This window comes from Methanobrevibacter sp., assembly GCF_017406825.1.
Lineage (GTDB): Archaea > Methanobacteriota > Methanobacteria > Methanobacteriales > Methanobacteriaceae > Methanocatella.
Genome location: NZ_JAFQXT010000030.1, coordinates 1 through 19078 on the forward strand (window position 1 = coordinate 1; position 19078 = coordinate 19078).

At 38.3% G+C, this 19078-nt stretch carries 20 protein-coding genes; 6 read left to right on the forward strand and 14 right to left on the reverse strand.

The features are described from left to right. The 8 genes from IJF99_RS05295 to IJF99_RS05330 all read right to left on the reverse strand — a co-directional run. Positions 1-4815 (reverse strand): right-handed parallel beta-helix repeat-containing protein (locus IJF99_RS05295; protein ID WP_292792822.1); only part of this gene is annotated, 4815 nt, incomplete at its 3' end. Positions 4816-5131: 316 nt separating this feature from the next. Beyond that, positions 5132-5827: a TIGR00297 family protein gene (locus IJF99_RS05300; protein ID WP_292792824.1), complete on the reverse strand. Its 696-nt coding sequence runs from the start codon at positions 5825-5827 to the stop codon at positions 5132-5134. 234 nt (positions 5828-6061) lie between these two features. After that, entirely contained in the window at positions 6062-6643 is a 582-nt protein-coding gene (locus IJF99_RS05305; protein WP_292792826.1) for a 30S ribosomal protein S3ae, read from the reverse strand. Between the two features lie 411 nt (positions 6644-7054). Continuing rightward, positions 7055-7375, reverse strand: coding sequence for a NifB/NifX family molybdenum-iron cluster-binding protein (locus IJF99_RS05310; protein WP_292792828.1), 321 nt, complete (start codon positions 7373-7375; stop codon positions 7055-7057). Positions 7376-7391: 16 nt separating this feature from the next. Further along, positions 7392-8150, reverse strand: a complete 759-nt coding sequence (gene mtnP / locus IJF99_RS05315) for an S-methyl-5'-thioadenosine phosphorylase (protein WP_292792884.1) — start codon at positions 8148-8150, stop codon at positions 7392-7394. A gap of 5 nt (positions 8151-8155) precedes the next feature. Next, positions 8156-9604 carry an RtcB family protein gene (locus tag IJF99_RS05320; RefSeq protein WP_292792830.1) on the reverse strand — a complete coding sequence of 483 codons (1449 nt, stop codon included), beginning with the start codon at positions 9602-9604 and terminating at the stop codon, positions 8156-8158. Positions 9605-9630: 26 nt separating this feature from the next. Then, positions 9631-9948: a hypothetical protein gene (locus tag IJF99_RS05325; protein WP_292792832.1), complete on the reverse strand. Its 318-nt coding sequence runs from the start codon at positions 9946-9948 to the stop codon at positions 9631-9633. A 34-nt stretch (positions 9949-9982) separates the two neighbouring features. After that, positions 9983-10396 (reverse strand): archease, encoded by a 414-nt coding sequence (locus IJF99_RS05330; RefSeq protein ID WP_292792834.1) that lies wholly within the window; start codon positions 10394-10396, stop codon positions 9983-9985. 85 nt (positions 10397-10481) lie between these two features. Between IJF99_RS05330 and IJF99_RS05335 the strand changes: the two genes are divergently transcribed. After that, complete coding sequence (locus IJF99_RS05335) at positions 10482-10658, forward strand: hypothetical protein (protein ID WP_292792836.1); 177 nt, start codon at positions 10482-10484, stop codon at positions 10656-10658. A gap of 93 nt (positions 10659-10751) precedes the next feature. Here the strand turns inward: IJF99_RS05335 and IJF99_RS05340 are convergent, their stop codons facing one another. From IJF99_RS05340 to IJF99_RS05350, 3 genes are read right to left on the reverse strand one after another with little or no spacing between them, the layout of a single operon-like run. Beyond that, the gene (locus IJF99_RS05340; RefSeq protein ID WP_292792838.1) at positions 10752-11861 is read right to left on the reverse strand and encodes an ORC1-type DNA replication protein; all 1110 of its coding nucleotides are present in this window, start codon (positions 11859-11861) and stop codon (positions 10752-10754) included. 33 nt (positions 11862-11894) lie between these two features. Continuing rightward, positions 11895-12617, reverse strand: coding sequence for a 6-hydroxymethylpterin diphosphokinase MptE-like protein (locus tag IJF99_RS05345; protein WP_292792840.1), 723 nt, complete (start codon positions 12615-12617; stop codon positions 11895-11897). Between the two features lie 46 nt (positions 12618-12663). Next, on the reverse strand, positions 12664-13311 hold the full coding sequence (locus IJF99_RS05350; RefSeq protein WP_292792842.1) for a DUF6198 family protein: 648 nt from the start codon (positions 13309-13311) through the stop codon (positions 12664-12666). A 228-nt stretch (positions 13312-13539) separates the two neighbouring features. On the opposite strand from IJF99_RS05350, the gene IJF99_RS05355 reads away from it, so the two are divergent. The 4 genes from IJF99_RS05355 (at position 13540) to IJF99_RS05370 (ending at position 16305) form a co-directional block, all read left to right on the forward strand. Next, entirely contained in the window at positions 13540-14682 is a 1143-nt protein-coding gene (locus IJF99_RS05355) for an alanine--glyoxylate aminotransferase family protein (RefSeq protein WP_292792844.1), read from the forward strand. A 366-nt stretch (positions 14683-15048) separates the two neighbouring features. Continuing rightward, on the forward strand, positions 15049-15465 hold the full coding sequence (locus IJF99_RS05360; protein WP_292792846.1) for a spore germination protein GerW family protein: 417 nt from the start codon (positions 15049-15051) through the stop codon (positions 15463-15465). A gap of 11 nt (positions 15466-15476) precedes the next feature. Continuing rightward, complete coding sequence (locus tag IJF99_RS05365) at positions 15477-16058, forward strand: DUF2953 domain-containing protein (protein ID WP_292792848.1); 582 nt, start codon at positions 15477-15479, stop codon at positions 16056-16058. After that, positions 16051-16305 carry a hypothetical protein gene (locus tag IJF99_RS05370; RefSeq protein ID WP_292792850.1) on the forward strand — a complete coding sequence of 85 codons (255 nt, stop codon included), beginning with the start codon at positions 16051-16053 and terminating at the stop codon, positions 16303-16305. The genes IJF99_RS05365 and IJF99_RS05370 overlap by 8 nt, the downstream gene beginning before the upstream one ends. Positions 16306-16342: 37 nt before the next feature. On the opposite strand, the gene IJF99_RS05375 is transcribed toward IJF99_RS05370, so the two are convergent. Further along, the gene (locus IJF99_RS05375; RefSeq protein ID WP_292792852.1) at positions 16343-17875 is read right to left on the reverse strand and encodes a thiamine pyrophosphate-binding protein; all 1533 of its coding nucleotides are present in this window, start codon (positions 17873-17875) and stop codon (positions 16343-16345) included. Further along, complete coding sequence (locus IJF99_RS05380; RefSeq protein ID WP_292792854.1) at positions 17872-18330, reverse strand: deoxyuridine 5'-triphosphate nucleotidohydrolase; 459 nt, start codon at positions 18328-18330, stop codon at positions 17872-17874. Before IJF99_RS05380 ends, IJF99_RS05375 begins: the two co-directional genes overlap by 4 nt. A 65-nt stretch (positions 18331-18395) precedes the next feature. On the opposite strand from IJF99_RS05380, the gene dmpI reads away from it, so the two are divergent. Then, complete coding sequence (gene dmpI / locus IJF99_RS05385; RefSeq protein WP_292792856.1) at positions 18396-18584, forward strand: 4-oxalocrotonate tautomerase DmpI; 189 nt, start codon at positions 18396-18398, stop codon at positions 18582-18584. A 72-nt stretch (positions 18585-18656) separates the two neighbouring features. Here the strand turns inward: dmpI and IJF99_RS05390 are convergent, their stop codons facing one another. Beyond that, positions 18657-18824, reverse strand: coding sequence for a hypothetical protein (locus tag IJF99_RS05390; protein WP_292792858.1), 168 nt, complete (start codon positions 18822-18824; stop codon positions 18657-18659). Positions 18825-19078 lie beyond the last annotated feature (254 nt).

Sequence of the window (19078 nt, forward strand, 5' to 3'; positions counted from 1 at the left end):
GTATCCGAAACCGCCAGTTGAGTTAGCACCCCTATATGCAGCACCACCAAACTTAGCAGTATTGTTATAGAAAGTTGAGTTAATCAATCTGCCGATAGTGGAATTCCAGTCAACAGCACCACCATTTTCACTAGCATGGTTGAAATTGAATACAGAGCCAATTATACTTCCTGCCTCAGCAGAACCACCAATATAGACAGCACCACCATTTTCAGCATTGTTGTATTCGAATTTTGAATTTAAAATATTTCCATTAGATGCAGCCCAATCAATTGCACCACCATTGCCGGTAGCGTTGTTGTTTGTGAATGTACATGAGGTTACTGAATTGTGCTCACCTGAACCTCCAACGTATATCGCACCACCGTTTTGAGCTGTGTTTCCTGTTAAGGTGGATCCAGTAATGATAACTGATGAAGCGTTTACATCGATTGCGCCACCGTTGGAAACAGCTGTGTTATTTTCAAATATTGAATCTGTAATGTTGATGTCTCCTGAAGTGCGTCCTACGAATATTGCACCACCTTTGTATGCATGGTTATCGTTGAATGTTGATGTGAAGACGGCACCTGATTGTGCATACCATTCAATAGCACCACCATGACCATCATCAGTGCTTGTTACATTGTTTCCTTCGAAATATGAGTTGGACACAATACAGTTTCCACTGCCTTCACCTACATAGATAGCTCCACCGCTTACTTCCGCTGCATTGTCAACGAAAGTGTAATGGTTAATGTTGATGTTTTCTGATTTCATCCATGCGATAGCACCACCCTGGTATGCGGTGTTATTGTAGAATATGTTGTTATAACCATATCCTCCAGCTGCGTTTTCTTCTCTGCATAATGCACCACCGTTGTCACCGGCTTTGTTGTTGATGAATGTTGTGCCGTTTAAAACACCGGTTGTTGCATTCCAATCGATAGCACCACCGTCATCGCCAGCAGTGTTGTTTTCGAATGTAGAGTTAATAACTTTACAACCAACAGCCAATGAATCGAAGTAAATAGCACCACCGTCACTTTTAGCTGTGTTATTCAGGAAATAAACATTGTCAACAGTACCGTTGCTTCCGCTCCAGTAGATTGCACCACCATCAGTAGCATTATTACCGTTAATTAATTTCAAGTTTTTAATGACGACATTTTCTGAAGTTATATTGAATATTCTGCAGAAGCCTAATGAATCGATTGTCCATCCATTACCGTTAATGATTAATGGAGCATTCACTTCAATTTCCAACCAATCGAAATCCAATGGATTTTCAGCATCTCCAGGTGTGAATGTGTAACTTCTTTTCAAGGTAAGTTCTGTGAAATTGTTAATGATTGCGTTGTTGACTAATGATTGAAGGATTTCAAAGTCCCCTCTTGGGTCTACAATGTCGTATGATACATTGAACTGTTTGCGCAAGTAGGTGTTTTCTGAAAAACTAACGACAACATCATAGTGTCCAACATCAGAACTAGGTAAGTTTAGAGTGACAATTCCACTTCCGTCAAAGTTATCCAACTCATAAACGGTTATGTATGTTCCAGTTGAATTGGTATAACTTACTTCAAATCTGACTTTACCGTTTCTGGATTTACTTGCATCAGTAGGTACAGTGACTGTAATTACTGCAGTCAAACCATCTACCACATTGGTTACATTCATAAAGTAGTCAATGTTGTTTTGGAATAATGATGAGTAAACATAATCTCTACCTTCTTTATTCCATGTTACCCTTTCACTAGTTTCATCATAAATACCAGTATGCTTAAATAGGTCATAGTCAACATAATGAATTCCATCTACAGTGATATATGCTGCTCCACCATTATGGGAAGCAATGTTGCCTGTAAATGTACTATTATATATTTGGGTATCTTTACCATCAGTGAGGTATACTGCACCACCATCATAAGCTTGGTTTTGGACAAAGGTAGAATCTTTTATAAAGTTAGCATTGTTAGCAGCAACACCAATATCATATATTGCACCACCTTTACCACCAGCACTATTACTTGTAAATGTACAATCTTGAACAGTTTGACCAGTAGAAGCTAACATGATTGCACCAGCATCAGCACCTGCAATGTTATTAGTAAAGTCACATGAGTAGATGCTTCCATCCCTGCTGTTGAACCATATGGCCCCTGCACTTTCGATTGCATTGTTATTTTCAAATTTGGAATCGTGAATGTTTGCATTTACAGTTCCATAAATGCCTATAGCTCCAGCATTGGTTGCATTGTTATCAGTGAAATTATCGCTGGCAATGTTCACATTAGATCCGCCATTCCAGTAGATTGCACCGCCGTTACCTCCAGCAGTGTTATCATCAAATTTATCATTAATAATGTTTACATTTGAAGCCACACCTGCAACAGCACCACCATTGGCGTTTGCAGAGTTGCTTATGAAGTTAACTGCGTCGACTAGTGAAACTTCTGTAATTGAATTGTTTCCAGCACCGAGGTATAATGCTCCTGCATCACCTGAAGTAGCCTTGTTGTTTGTGAAGTTAACGCTAGTGAGTGCCAATTTATTTCCACTCCAGTACATTGCACCGGTATCTCCAGCAGTATTATTTATGAATGGAATGTTGTTAATTGTCAAACCGGTAGCCCATGGAAGGTATAATGCTCCACCGGATAATGTTGCTTGGTTATTGGTAAATTCACAGTCGATTATTTTCCAGTCCCTGTAAATTCTTCCTGTGTTATCTGCAACACTGAAGAGTGTGGTTGCAATAGCTCCACCTGATCTGATTGCTGTGTTTTTGTCGAATTTACAGTTTGCAAAACTAACATTTGCATAGGATGTAGGAATTGCATTGTATACATAAAATGCTCCACCGAATCTTCCTGCATAGTTATTGGTGAAATTACAATTATTAACATCGAAATCGTAACAGTAATCCAACATGACCGCACCGTTGGAACTTGATGCGTTGTTACCGTCGAATTTACAGTTTTGAATAAGGACATCATGCGCCCAGTTGAAACCTAAAGCACTTCCACCGTAACGAACGTCAGTAGAAGTACAATTGTTATCGATGAAATTACATCTAAGTATATTTACATCAGCATAAGTCAAGTCGCCTGCTGAAGAGTATAAAAGCATTACTCCACCGGATGAAGCGAAGTTGTCATTGAAATCTGTATCGTAAATATTTATATGTTCTCCACTGCTTTCAAAGAAGATGCAACCTCCGTAACGTGTAGCGTGATTGCTTGAGAAATCACAATTGTTTACAGTGAAATAGTTTGAGTTTTGACCAAGTGAAATTGCTCCTCCATCACTGTCTGCACGGTTGCCTGTGAATGTGGAAGTTGTAATCTGGAGATTGTTTATATTGGAAGCTCCCATTATGGCTCCACCATCATTCATTGCTTCGTTATCTGTGAACTGACAGTCTGTAACCTGAATGTTGTTTGAGGAATCTGTTAAATAAATAGCCCCTCCGTCGGTAGCTTCGTTTCTGGTGAATTCACAATTATTTCTGAAGACAGAATTGCTTGCATCGTTATAAACAGCACCACCATTGGAAGTTCCAATATTGTCACGGAATCTTGAATTGATGAATGTGGTTGTAACTGGAGTATAAACTGCTCCACCAAACATTGCTGCATTATTTTCGAATAAACAGTTATTGAGTGTTAAACTTGCTGCGGAAGATATTCTGATTGCTCCACCTTTACCTTCATAATTCGCAGCGGTACTTGTTGCCTTGTTATTTATGAAATTGGAATTGGCAATATTTAAAGCATTGTTTGCACTGATATAAACAGCACCACCGTTTGTATAACCAGTATTATTTTCAAAATCACATTGAGTCAATGTAACTGTGCGGAAAGCCAAGTAAACTGCAGCATCACCTTTAGCCGCATTATTTGTAAACTCACAATTGGTAACGGAACAAGAAAGACCTTTGTAATTTGCTGCGGATTCAGTAGATGATATCGCTGCACCGTCTCCGTCTGCAGTATTCTTGTCAAAAGTACAGTCAGAGAATGTTAACTGAGTATTTAGTTGAGTGTTCTGGTTATATCCAGCTGCATAGACTGCACCACCGTCACCACTTGCATGGTTACCGCTAAATTCACAGTTTGTGAAAGTAACAGTGCCTCCGCCATTTATAGATACTGCACCCCCATTACCGTTATGAGAGTTATCTATGAATTGACAATATTCAAATATTACTGTAGAACCTGCATCGACTATTACGGCTCCCCCTTCATTTTGTCCGGTACCCGCATTTGCGAATATGATATGTCTAAATGTAACAGTTCGAGTACCTGTAATTTCAATTATTGTTCCACGACCGTTAGCATCGAATGTACGGTCTATATCTTGAGCATAATAACCAGTTCCAGTTCTTCCACGAATTGTAATGTCTTTATTTATTACAATTCTAGCATACTCTGCAGTATTAGTGCCCACAGTATAATCTTGTGCTACGTTTAAAGTACCACCTGCAGTAGTTCCATCAATGGCATCTTGTAAGCTTATAAGAGTTGCTCCCAACATGTCCTGATCTGCAGAAGCACCCAAAACATTATTATTGTTTGAACCAGCCTTAGTATCCTTTACTTCGGCTATGTCATTAGAATCTGAAACCGAAACGGCATCAGCAACTTCGTCCGTTTCAGCTGAATCTTCTTCGATTACAGAATCACTTGTTGATAAAGTTGATTCATTGCTTGCTGCCGTCTCATCGGCAGCATCATTTACCTTTAGGTCAACTAATGAGCTGTCATCCGCAATGCTAACAACATCGCTGGACTGACTGTCGTCATTAGCTGATACCCCTCCTATTATTGCCATAAATAAAATGGCAATTATTAATATAATTTCAGTTCGGATACGCATATCAATCGCCAAAATTGTTAATTTATTCAACATTTAAATTTTTTTTTACCATACTATTCTAAAAAATTATATAGCGTAAATATATATTATATTACAAATATATAAACATTGTGTTTAACTTATTATCTGAATTTGCTAATTCATCAAAAAAATCCAACAATATTTATTAGTTATACCTAAATAAATTTATCATTATAAAAAATTGTTCAGAAAAAATGAATAAAATTAATCAATGTAAAATCATAAAATGAAATGTTGCAAACAAAAAAGATTAAATGAACAAAATCCCTACAATCGCACCGACTATTGTTGCAATCAGGTTTACATGTTCATTTGTAATCAGATGGCGATTTTCGAATAATGCCCCAAGAATGCTGTCCATAAAACAACCCACAGTTCCTGAAATGATTGAAACAACTATCGCTGATATGGGATTTAAAATGATTCCAAACAAAAATGCCGCGATACCTATAATGGCTGCGCCAAGAATTCCAACACTGGTTCCCAGAGCTGACACTGCGCCGTTTGTACCCGGATCAACTTTCTGGAAAGTGGTTATTAAGCGAGGATGAGGATCCAATACTCCTATTTCGGAAGCCAACGTATCGGCGGTTGCTGTTGCAATCGCCCCTATAAACCCTCCAACAAACGGCAGATAGTATCCTCCGAATGCTGCCATGAAACATGCGACAACCCCATTGGATATGACATTTTTGGATGTTCTTCTCCCCTCGAATTCCCCCAGGGACATTTTATATTTTTTTGAATATTTTGTAGCGAGCAAGGATAAAACAAGGAACAGTATGATCAATAACAGCCAATTGGCTCCTGCTGAGAATATGATTACGATTCCCATAACCACCATAACCAGTGAGCCGAAAAAATCAAGGGATTTTCTGGAATAGGTTATAAAACCTAAAATAAATAAGATTATTACATAAGCCCAGTTTATCATAATCGTTTCCATTTACAATCTCCCCAACTACATCAATACATGTATTTTGTTTAAAATAATATAAAAACATTATCAAAATGAAAAAAATAATTAAAAGAATATCATATTATATAATTTACATATATAATAATTTACATATATAATAATACTATACAAAATTAATGACTATTTTTTGAAGAAATAATAAAATTCGAAAGAAATAAGAATAATTCTGAATTAAGAAAAAAAGAAATTAGAAAAGTAATCCTATTTGATTACTTTACTTTTAATGATTTCCACTCTTTTGAGAGGGTATATTTTTTTAGCATTGTGGTAAATTTCAGATGCCAATTTACCGTTTACACAAACCTGTACCAAATCATCAAATGATCTTTCAGCAGCTGCTTCAACAAGCAAATCTTCAATTGTTTTTCTCATGTATCTTTGTTGGGAAGATTTAGCTCTTCTTGTGGTTACAGCTAAAACGTGTAATTTTAATTTACGATCATCTTTGGTTTTTACGATTGCGGAAGCGTCGATTCTTGAAGTTCCTCTTCTAATCATACTTCTAACGTAATCTGTAGTGGTTTTATGACCTGTGAATTTAGTGTTTGCCACATTTCCTGCCACATTATCAATTTCAAATCTGAGCTTGATGTATTGTTTAGAGAAGTCTCCGGTCAATTCTCTCATGGTAACTTCTACGCCTCTTCCAATGAGAAGTTCCGGTGTTTTTGCTGGAGTTTCTCCAATTTCCTTATCTTCAAAGTTCACTGGTGTTTTAATAGTATACCAGGATTTTTCTTTCCATGTATCACGTACTCTACGTCTTGCTTTTGCTTTTGCCATTATATCAATCCTATAAATTTAATATATAATTCTAGCGTTTACGCCATTAAAATTTAAAACTAGTCTTAACTAAACTGTAAAAATGATTCTAAATTATTATAGCTTTACAATCGTTTATTCAACTATTGTGAGTCATTCTCACGTTAATTTAAGAAAATATTTTTAATAAAGTTTTAATTTCTAAAACCCGCCCATAAAGGTTATAATTACATTTTTTATTCATGATATATAAAGATTTTTAAAAATTGGAAAATTATTCGGAATTTCAAAAAAAAAATAAAAATAATATATTTTTTAAATAATCTATTCGACATTTCATAAAATGAAAATCCTGACTTGAATTTTAAAATCAAGCCCTGAAAATGGATATTGAAAAATTTTTACAATATATGAAAAATGTTATACACTATATTATTTCCTCATGAATTCCACATGATCAATGTATCTTTTCAAAACATCACAAACCGGCCCTTCATCCATGACAAGCTTAATGTTTGCATCTTCAGCCTTTATTTTTGATTTGAATCCATATTGAACGGCAATCAACACATCACAATCAGCGCATGCCTTAATTACCTTTCCGCCCTGATGCTTTGAGTCATCGGCAATCTCAACTTCCCTATGCTCGACAAATTTCAGCTCATCATCATAGTCATACACATACACTGACTTTCCTTTTCCAAGGTGCAAGTCCACATTTTCCCCATCGGAAGATACTACAGCCAAACGCATTTAAATCACACTCCCATTATACTTCAGCACCGTCTAATGCATGATTGCAGCTGCAATCCATGCCATCATCAACATTCTTAATAAAATTATATATCAATTCAAGCAGGTCAGCTTCCTTTTCGGCCACAATTTCGAAAACCTCATCGATTGTCAGCTCGTCCTGTGAAATCCCGGATGCGAAATTGGACACTATGCATATTGAATTATAGCATATTTCCCTTTCACGGGCCAGTGTCACTTCGGGAAGTCCGGTCATACCGACCAAGTCCCCTCCAAGCATTTTGAACATTCTGATTTCTGCAGGAGTTTCGAATCTTGGTCCTTCAGTACATACGTATGTTCCTCCAAGGATTACATCCCCCGATTTGGCCAGTACATCACGTAAACCCTGGCAATATGGTTCAGTTACATCTATATGCACCACTTTATCCTCATAAAAAGTCTTGACCCTGTTTTGTGAAAAATCCAGAAAATCGTCAGGAATGACGAATGACCCGGGAGGCATTTCCTCATTCATTGACCCGACAGAGTTTGTTGCGACTATCTTTGTAACGCCAATATTCTTTAAAGCATCAATATTGGCCCTATAGTTAATTTTATGCGGCGGAATGGAATGGCCAGAAGCATGCCTTGGAATAAATGCTACCTTTTTGGAACAGATGTCCAAAATGGACACTTTTACATCCCCATAATCTGTTTTAACTGTTTTTTCAGTGCATGCCTCAGCTTTATTGGTGAGTTCATACACTCCGCTGCCACCGATTATTCCTATCACTTTAATCATCCTTTACAAACTGATAGCGGCCTGACCTTTGCAACAAGTTTTGCAATGCCTGTGCTGTCGGAAACCCTGACAACTGAATCCACATCCTTGTAAGCACCAGGGGCTTCCTCTTCAATCACATGTTTGCTGGTTGCCTTGATTTTGATTCCTTTTGATTCCAAATCTTTGGTGATTTCATCAGCGTCATAATCCTTTTTGGCTCTTGAACGGGACAATACCCTTCCGGCACCATGAGCGGTGGATCCGAAAGTTTCCTCCATTGCCTTTTCAGTTCCGCACAATACATATGAAGCGGTTCCCATTGTTCCAGGAATCAGTACAGGCTGGCCCACTTCACGGTATTTTTCCGGAACTTCTTCCCTTCCAGGCCCGAATGCCCTTGTTGCGCCTTTACGGTGAACCAGGACTTCCTCTTCCCGATTGAATACCTTGTGGGTTTCCATCTTTGCGATGTTATGGGCCACATCATAGACTATGTCCATTTCCATGTCGCGGGCGGATTTGCCCAGGACATCCTCAAATGTTTCCCTTACCCAGTGAGTCATCATTTGCCTGTTTGCCCATGCGTAGTTTGCCGCCGCCGCCATTGCCTGAATATAATCCTGAGCCTCTTTTGAGTCAAGCGGTGCACAGGCCAATTGCCTGTCTGCAATGTTGATTTTGTATTTCTTATAAGCCTTATCCATCAATCTCAAATAATCGGAACATACCTGGTGTCCGCAGCCGCGTGAGCCTGAGTGAATCATGACTACAATCATGCCTTCTTTAAGCCCATATACTTCAGCGACCTTTTCATCGAAGATTTCATCAACAATCTGGACTTCAAGAAAGTGATTTCCCGAACCGAGAGACCCAAGTTGTGGAATTCCCCTCTTTTTGGCCTTATCTGACACGATGCTTGAATCCGCATCAACCATTCTTCCGTTTTCTTCAAGAACTTCCAAGTCTTCAGGCCATCCATATCCGTTATTGACAGCCCATTCGGCACCGTAATCAAGCACATCATTTATTTCGTCCTTTTCGAGCCTGATTTTTCCTTTGCTTCCCACACCTGAAGGAATGTTTTCAAACAGCTTTTCTGTCAGCTCATCCAAGTGCTCCTCAACATCCCCTAAGGTCAAATTGGATTTTATTAATCTGACACCGCAGTTGATGTCGAATCCGACTCCTCCCGGTGAAACGATACCGTTTCTTAAACTGAAAGCTGCGACTCCACCTATCGGGAAGCCGTATCCGAAATGGATGTCCGGAAGGCCAATTGAGTATCTCTGAACACCGGGAAGGCATGCAACGTTGACAATCTGTTCGACTGCGCCTTCCTCCAAATCATCGAAGTACTCATCAGCTATATAAAATCTTCCGGAAGCCCTCATTGACTTGTCATATGTTCCCGGAATTTCATAAACGTTATCTCTAACTTTTTTTATTTCATCTTTAATGCCCATAATATCACAAATTACATGTTTATAATTCATTTTCTAAATAATGCTGATACCCCAGCGATTAGTAAGAATATTGCGCTTAATACATTGATGTAAGCGGACCCAACAATGACAAACATTGTTGCAACGATAAACCCTACACCCGCAATTTCAGAGTTTTTGCGGACGTAATATGTTGAAGCCAAACCCAAAACTGAAGCAATAATTGCAACCATGCCTAAAAAAGGGGTGTGCGGTCCAACACTTTCTAAAAATATTAAAAAAGATCCAGAAAATATTCCGATGATTGAGCCTATTGCGCCCATTATCATTTCGAAATTTCTTGATATTATTTTAGTTCTTTTCATGATATTAATTATGGAATGTATAGGTATTTATAATTTATAAATCTACAATTGCCTGAAGTTCCACACCATCCGTTTTTTTAACATCCATCTTATGAAAAGTGATTGCCTTTATCTCGTTTTTTCTCTCATGCTTTTCCCAATCGATTTCTTCGCCTTTGATTTTAGCATTAAGATGTAGATTGTCGTCGACTTCCACATGGAATTCGCTAAACAGCATGAACTCGGTTTCGTGATAGAACAGCAGCTCCTCCAAATAATCATACAAAAGAGACACTTCATCCTCTGAGGTTATTTCAAATTCGATTTCATTTAAGGCATCTATGGTTGAGGTATCTGATATTATATTAAAAATAGCCAAACCTGCATTTTCAAAAGCTTCATTCAGGTTTTTTCCATATGCCCTAATCCCAACATCGGCCGTTGCTTCAAAATATTCATAGCTTTTCATGCGATTTCCTCAAAATAATACTTTGCAAATGCTCTCACTCTTTGCTTATATATGTACTTTTTACAATTTTAATTTAGTGATTAAAATGTTAGGGAATAATGACACCACAATACAAGTAGACTTAAGAAAAAGAAGTTCAATAAAAGACGAAATCATGTACAGCAACATAGATGTTCAATCTTGCATGGTAATGCTTGTAGCAATAACAGCATTGCTTTTATCTGTTATATCAGTTGTAGCAGCTCAAGCTCCAATAATCTGATTGGAGCGAAATGCCAAACCCTTAGTTGCACATTAGACTATGAGCTTACCATGCATACTCTAATGTTTAAACTAATTTCCCATACAGGAACAACTATAAACCATAGTCTTCGGGGTTGAAACGCAATATGATCTCACGAGAATTACCCACAGCCCCTTTTCCTGTATATTTGGTATCTATCAATCTTACGAATTCCAATTTGTCGATGGCTCTGTTGAATGAAGCGTAACTTGAGCCGGTTCTTTCTTTATATATTTTGGACAATTCGCCGGAAGTAGGAATTGCGTCAAACTCAGATATGAACCTTAAGATATCTTTTTCAGACTCGTCCAATGATTTTAATGTTTCAGACACATTGACTGACACCAATGAGTCGATTGCCTTATCGTAGTGTTCTTGAGTAATCTGACGGCTTGCATCCGCCTCGGCAATATTGCCGCAGGACCTTAAAAGATTGATTCCGATTCTCAAATCACCATTTTCATAAGTGTACATGGCAATCTGCTCTAGTATATCGTCAGGAAGCACATCAGGGAAGAATCCTGCTTTTGCACGGAACCTTAGGATTTCCTCGATTTCAGAATAAGTGTATAATGGGAATACGATTTCCTGGGGAATGAATACGGTATTCACATTCTTATCGAATGCATATTTGAATTCCAGATCTGACAATATTGCAAAAATAGATGTTTTCACGCCGGGATATTCCTCATATGCCCTGAGCAAGTCATAAACTACCTTGTTGGCATTTTTTGATTGGAACAGATAATTGATATCATCCAGTGCAACAACCAATGATCTTTCCTTTTTTTGAAGATCCTTCATTATTTGGTCATAGATTCTTGAGAACGGCACTCCGGTTTCAGGCGGAATATGTCCGAACAGCTTCTTATAGATTTGTGAAAATATTCCGAAGCGTGTGGTGTGCAATTGACAGTTGACATAAACGCATACCACCTTTTCAGTGTTCTTTTCAACCAGTTCAAATACCTTTCTCATTGCAGTTGTTTTTCCTGTTGCCGGTGAGCCCAAAACAGTTGCATTTGATGGTTGCCCCCCTTTCATGGCCGGCCTTATTGATATTGCCATTGCTTCCATCTGTGTATCCCTGAAATTGAAATTTTTAGGAAAGTAATCCGGATCAAAAGCATTTATGTTTTGAAAAAGACTTTCATCAGCCATTAAAATATCTTCTATTCCCATGTTATCATATTATATTATTATCCTTATAAAAGATTATTCATCGCATAGATTGGTTATTTTTACATTTTCATTGTCGATTATCCATTGTGTGAACTTTTCCGCATAGAGCAATTTTTTCTTTTTGAAGTCATCGGCTTCGGCGAGTTCTGTTTCGATGTTTGGTCTTGAATATTTTGTCACTACATCCCCGAAGTCCATTCCGGCAAGTGTTATTTCGCTGGCACCCAATGCGACCGCCAAGAATAATGCCCTGTCACCATCAGTGAATCCTCCAAAGTTGTAGAGGTTTCCGATAGGCTGCGCCTGTGTGGTTCCCAAAACGCTAGTGAAAAATGGAGTCAATTTGGCAATCTTATCCATGTTGTCCCCATGGGCATGGATTATTATGTTGGCTCCCCTGAAATTGGCCAGAAGTATGTCGTCAAGGTTTCCGTCCAAGTCTGTCGCTATTATGTCAGGCGCTATTTTCTGCTCTATCAGAGCGGTTGTTGCTCCGTCTGCTGCAACCAGAACATAATCCTTTAAATCATAGTTTTCTCTTAAGAATGTTACATGTTCCTTTAATGACGGACCTGCTCCGAATAGAATGAACTTATCTGAAAAGCCTACGATTTGGCTTAATTCATCAAGAGTCAAACATCCGTCTGTTGACAGGATTTCATCCAATAATTTTGCGGATTCCTCATCATTTTCACGTGAAAACCCAAAATCTTCAAGAATTTCTGAATAATATTTTTCCCAGAGTCCGAATTCCATGTTTAAACCTCACTGATATTATGTAAGTTGCTGATTTGTTAAATATTTATTCATGGACCAATCTTGCATCATTGCCTGTGATATGAACATATGCGTTGCTGATTTGCCTTAATGTGAACCCTACCATGAATGCCGATACGATTGTCCCGATATAAACCGCTCCAAAAACGTCAGTATACCACAATCCGCACATTATAAGGGCTGTTGTGACGACTGTTGTGTCAAAAGCGATTTTGACTGTCGAAAATCTCCAGTTGGTAACTATTGCTATTGCCTCTACGCATCCTTCGCCGGGCAGCGGTGCGATGTTTGTCGGCATGTAAATGAATATCCCCAAAGCCAGAAGGAATATGCTGATTGCCAGAAACAGCACCATCATCAGAACCGATCCGTCGAATGGCACGAAAGAAACTATGTACAATGCCAAATCAATGAAATATGAGAACACGAATGTGCTTATAAGTTGCAGAATCCTTTTTTTGTGAAACCTTGAGCGCAGGATAAGAAATTGAATCAGTATCAATGCCGCGTTAAATATGAATGTTGTTGTTCCAACACTCAGATTTGTTATCAGAGCCAGTGCATAGGCAATTGAGCTTATTGGAGTTGTTCCAAGCGTGGAAACTATTGAAAATGCCACACCGAATGACATTATGAACAAGCCCCCTACAAACATACATATTCTTTTAAACATCATGGCACTTCTGAAAATTTTTTTACTGTTATTTAAATATTGGCAAACAGTTAAATAAATCTTCCTAATCATTTTTTAAAAACGATATTTCAGTTTTAAACAAATGAATAAAATTTATAGGAAAATTATGTAAAAAATGAATAAACTTACATATTGAAAATATTTAATAAGTATAAAAGTAAAAGATATAATTGGCTTAAAAAGCATATTTTAACTGGAGGAAATTTAATGAATGATATCTTATTAATGCTCCCTGGACCTACAACAGTCGACCCTAGAGTGCTTAACGCTATGTCAAAAGCTGTTGTTAACCACAGAGGTGCCAAATATGGAGAAATTTTAACTGAAACCACAGAATTAATGAGTAAAGTATTCCAAACCCCAAATAAATCTTATTTATTAACCGGATCCGGAACTGCAGCAATGGAAGCAGGTATTGCCAACACTGTAGCTCCTGGAGAAAAAATGTTGAATGTCGTTGGCGGAAAATTCGGAGAACGTTTCATGAACATTGCACAGACTCATGGAATCGAAGCCAAGGAATTGGCAGTTGAATGGGGAACCGCTGTTGACCCTAAAGATATTGCTGAAGCTCTTGATGAAGACGAAGACATCAAAGCAGTAAGTGTAATCCACAACGAAACCTCCACAGGTGTGGCCGCACCTATCGAAGAAATCGGTAAAGTAATGAAAAACTACGACGCTTTATACATCGTAGATACCGTGTCCTCCCTTGGAGGGGATTATGTGGACGTTGAAAAGTTCGGAATTGACGTCTGTCTTACAGGGTCTCAAAAATGTTTGGCCGCACCTCCTGGAATGGCTGCAATTACCTTAAGCGACGAAGCCTGGGCTGCAGTTGACAAGGTGGAGACCAATACCTATTATCTGGATTTGAAAGCCGCAAGAAAAAGTGGAGACAAAGTACCTCCTGAAACTCCTTACACTCCATCAGTTTCACTTACTTACGCAATGAACGAAGCTTTAAAAATCGTCATGGAAGAAGGACTTGAAAACAGGGTTGCACGTCACCACAAAGCTGCTAAAGCAAGTGTGGCTGCTGTAAAAGCCTTAGGTTTAGAATTGTTTGCTGATGAAGCCGTTTCATCCGCAACCGTAACTGCCGTTAAAATGCCTGAAGGAATTACCGATGCGGAGTTCAGAGGCACAACCCGTGACAAATATGGTGTTGAATTGGCCGGTGGCCAGGATCACTTGAAAGGAAACATTTTCAGAATTGGCCATATGGGATGCATCTCCTATAAGGAATTGGTTCAAACCTTTGCGGCAATCGGCATGACCTTAAAAGGTTTAGGCGTAATCGACGATGCCGGCGCTGGCGTAGCATCCATTGCAGAATCATATTTATGATTCTTCTTTTTCTTTTTTTTATTCATTCATATGTAATATATTTTTAACAAAGTATAAGTTATAAGGAATATTTTTTTACATCATTTTTGCCGTTGGAAGTTATAAGTGATAAGTTACACTTGAAATTGATGTGTCAATGATGTGTCTTAGAACTTATAAGAAAAAAGTTACACTTGAAATTCATGTCTAAAATTTCAGACTTAAAACTTATAACAAAAAACTTACACTTGAAATGCACCCCTCGAAATTAAGTTATAACTAAAAAGTTACACTTGAAACACATCTCTTAATACGCCCGCAACATTAATGAAAAGTTTATTTAATAAACAGAACAAATATAATATAACACAAATGGGATGTGAAAATATGTCAGAAAATATAAAGTTGACAGTTGAAGAATTGCATAAACTAATCAATGTGGACAATGTAATCGGTACACCAATAGAAACCGAAGATAAAATTCTTATTCCCGTAATGAAAGTGGGATTAGGCTTTGGTGTTGGAGAAAACATATTAGGTAGCGAAGGCGGAGACGCAGCAGGAGCCGGAGCCGGAGTAGAACCAATATCCATGGTAATGATACCTAAAAAGGGAAATGACGCCGAAGGAGTTCGCGTACTTGATTTGAGTAAAGGAACAGAAACCAATAAAGCAATATCCGACATTGGACTCGTCATAACCGACCTCGTTAAAAACTTTTTGGATTCCCAGAAATCCGATGAATACTACGATGAATCCGAATACATAGAACCTGAATTCAGCACAAATGATGAAGAAGAATAGGACTTTGCTACATGTTGAACATCCTATGGATGATTATGCTGATAATCATCTTATTCATTATTATTTTACTCTTGATCGGAATCAAGATTAAAGTGGAGTATGATAAAAAAGGTAGCGAAGTCAAAGGATGTTTAAAAATACTTATTTTCAAAAAAATCAAAATTTACTCTCGGAATTTCCCATCAAAAGACGAAAAAATCGAAGAAGATGAGGATGAAGATGAGGAAAAAGACACCGACATTAAAAAGATATTTGACCTTGCCAAACCATGCCTAAAAGACCTTCTTGATTATCTAAAGACTGTCTTAAAATCAATGAAAATCAAAACAGTGCAGAACCACCTTGTTTTTGGAATGGCCAGCTATGCCGATACCGGAAAATACATCGGAATAATATGGGGAGTCCTTTCAGTCATAAATTCGATGCATGAGAAATTAAGCTTATCCGCTGAACCCTCATTTGCAGGCAGTGTTCTGGACGGAAACGGCATTAATGAACTTGAAATCTATCCGTTGAAAGTTGTGATTCCCACAATCAGGCTCCTCTCAAAAAAAGAGATTAGAGCATTAATTAGAGGTGTTTTGGATGAGTGACATCTTCGAAGAAATCGGGGAAATATTTGAAATTGCCCAAGACACAGGCATTGAATTCAAAGAGATATGCGGTTTCACATTTGTCTTTAAAACAAGAACTGTAATGTTTCGTGGAAAAGTGTCCGCCTTTGAAATGAAGCCATTGGGAATAATCTATGACGAAAACGGAGAATATTATTTCGCACCGCTATATCGCAAGGTTAACCTTGAAGCGGTTGTGAAAGAGTATGTGAATTACGCTAAATAGTATTTCCCGGTTGCATTAGAAATCCTCTTTTGCGCGATTACTCTGGAAGAGGGATATTCTCGCTGTCCACAATTACTTCAACAACCAATGGGCCTGTCAGATCATTGTCCAAAATCAGTTCCAAATCGCTCAGGTTATCTACCCTTACGGCATCAATCGAATAGCTTGAAGCCAATTTTATAAAGTCGGGATTTCTTAACCTTGTCTGATAAGCTTCCATATTGTAAAAGTCCTCTTCCCATTGCCTGATGATTCCGAACTCTGAATTGTTAAGGATGAAAACAACCACATCCAGGTCATTCTCCTTAAGTGTGGCAAGCTCCTGCAGGTTCATCTGAATGCCGCCATCCCCATTTATGGAAATGACCTTTTCGCCTGTTGCAATGCCTGCTCCTATTGCTGCAGGCAGGCCGTAACCCATTGGGGCCATTGCGCCTGAGAAAAGCAATTGTCCAGGCCTTAATGATTTCTTTAAAAGTGTTGTCCATGTGGTATGGGATCCCGCATCTGATGTGATGATGCTGTCTGGAAATCTTTCCAGAATCCTTTTTATGGCCGCCTGCGGTTTCAAATCGTCGTCCACCCCTTCAATGGCATCTGAATTTTCGATTTCCAATATTTCTTTTAGCCAATCGGTTTTCCTGAATTGGATTTCAGCCAAAAAGTCTTCAACCTTGCCATGTATAGGATAATCCCCAACCAGGACATCCCTGTTGATGTTTACATGAATGAAGTTGTCGGGCATTGCCGGAATAGTCCTTTCGCTTGCCTTTATGCCCAATGCGATAATGCAGTCGGAACTTTCGAAAGCGTATTTTGATTGGTTATTCCCACGGATTCCGCACAGTCCCAAATTCAGCTCATGAGAATCCGGAATTATTCCTTTTCCATGGAATGTTGTTGTTACAGGTATTCCATATTCATCTATAATTTTTTTGATGTTTTGCGCCTGTGTGATTGCTCCTGCGCCGAGAATCAGCAAGGGCCTTTCGGACTTGTCAATCAGTTCCTGAGCCTTGCTTAAATTGGACATGTCATCCTCACACAAATAGCATAAATCAAAATCATCGAAATCCTCCTGCAGAAGGACATCCTTTGGCAGGTTTATGTGAATTGGTCCTTTAGGGAAATTTTTCAATTCATAAATGGATGCCCTGAGCACGTACATCGCTTCTGTTCCGTTTAAAGGGGAATATGAAGCCTGTGTTATGTGTTCAAGGATTTCCCTTTGGGGAGTTGTTTGAAAATGAGTGCTTCCCCGAAATTTGAGCTCGTTGTCCCCTGTCAGAATCAGCATTGGAACGCTGTCCTTATAGGCTGTTGCAGCAGCCATTGTGAAGTTTAATGCACCTGGTGAGGCTGTTGATATGCAAACTCCAATCTTTCCACTTGAACGTGCATATCCGTCGGCGGCATGTGCTGCTGCCTGCTCGTGTCTTGTTAAAACATGATTGATATTGGAAGTTGATAGGGATTTGTAAAGCGGCATTATCTGCTCGCCCGGAACTCCGAAAACATCTGAAATCCCCTCCTCTTCAAGGATTTTTACTATCTTGTCGGCTACGTTCACTCTTCCACTTCCTGATAAGAGCCGTTATATTCACCGGAGCCTTCTACTGGAAATACGACTGCCTGTGCGATTCTGTCTCCTGATTTGATTTTATATTCAAAATCCCCATGATTGTAAATCATGAACATCAATGTTCCGTAAAATCCCGGATCTCCGACGGCAGTCTGGACAGATACAAATGACCTTAGGAGTGTTGACCTTGGCAGATACAGCATTGCATATCCTTTTGGAATCTTAACTTTCCTTTTGATGCTTGCCAGGTATGCGGTATGGGGTTTTAAGGTGTAGACCTCCCCATCAAGCTCTTCTATTTCCGGCAGGCTTTTTTCATTGTCTATCAGTGATCCTGCACTTTTTTGTATGTATATCTTATCTAATTCCAAATCGATTCCGGAGGGTTGGACCAAATCGGCGAAATCCGGAAACAGTTTAACAAGTTCATCTTCACCAAGCATTTTATCAAATCCTTTTAATAATCTATATATTTGAAATGATTAATATAATTAAATGGTGATGAAAAATGCCTATCATAACAATCGGTGGAAACGACGGAATAAGTGTAGAAAAGAAAAGAGAAATGGTTAAAAAAGTATCTGAAATCGTGGCTGAGGCATATGATTTGCCTATTGAAGCGATTACGGTTTTGGTACAGGCCTATCCAAAAGAAAGCATTGGAGTGGCAGGGCAATTGCTGAGCGACAGAGAATGAAATAGTCTATCCAGACTATTTTTCATTCAAAATTACTTCTTTTGACAGCCCAGTGACTTCAACAATGTCTTCTTATCTTAAAACCTTTTTTATCATGTTTTTAGCTGTTTCAAGTTTTCCTTGTTCAAAACCTTGTTTAAAACCTTGTTCAAAAGCTTTCTTTTTCATGTATCTTTCACCAGGATGGATTAGCATTGTATTTTCCTCCGCATGTTTATCATATTCTTGTTTGTTCAACATGTTAGCACTTAACACATCAAACAAATATATTATTGCTAACTTTTCATTAATATCAAATAGTAATCCTTCAGAAATCTTCTCGATTAAATTTCGCAATCTGTGTAAACACCGAAATTAACATTTTGTTAATATTATAAGGAATCTCAACAAATTTCAACAGCCCGTTTGCACGTTTTAGTAGAACACTCTTGAAAATATAGTCATTTTAATGGCTGTGTTTTTCTCGCCATGATTATTAATTTGTTTGAAGAAGC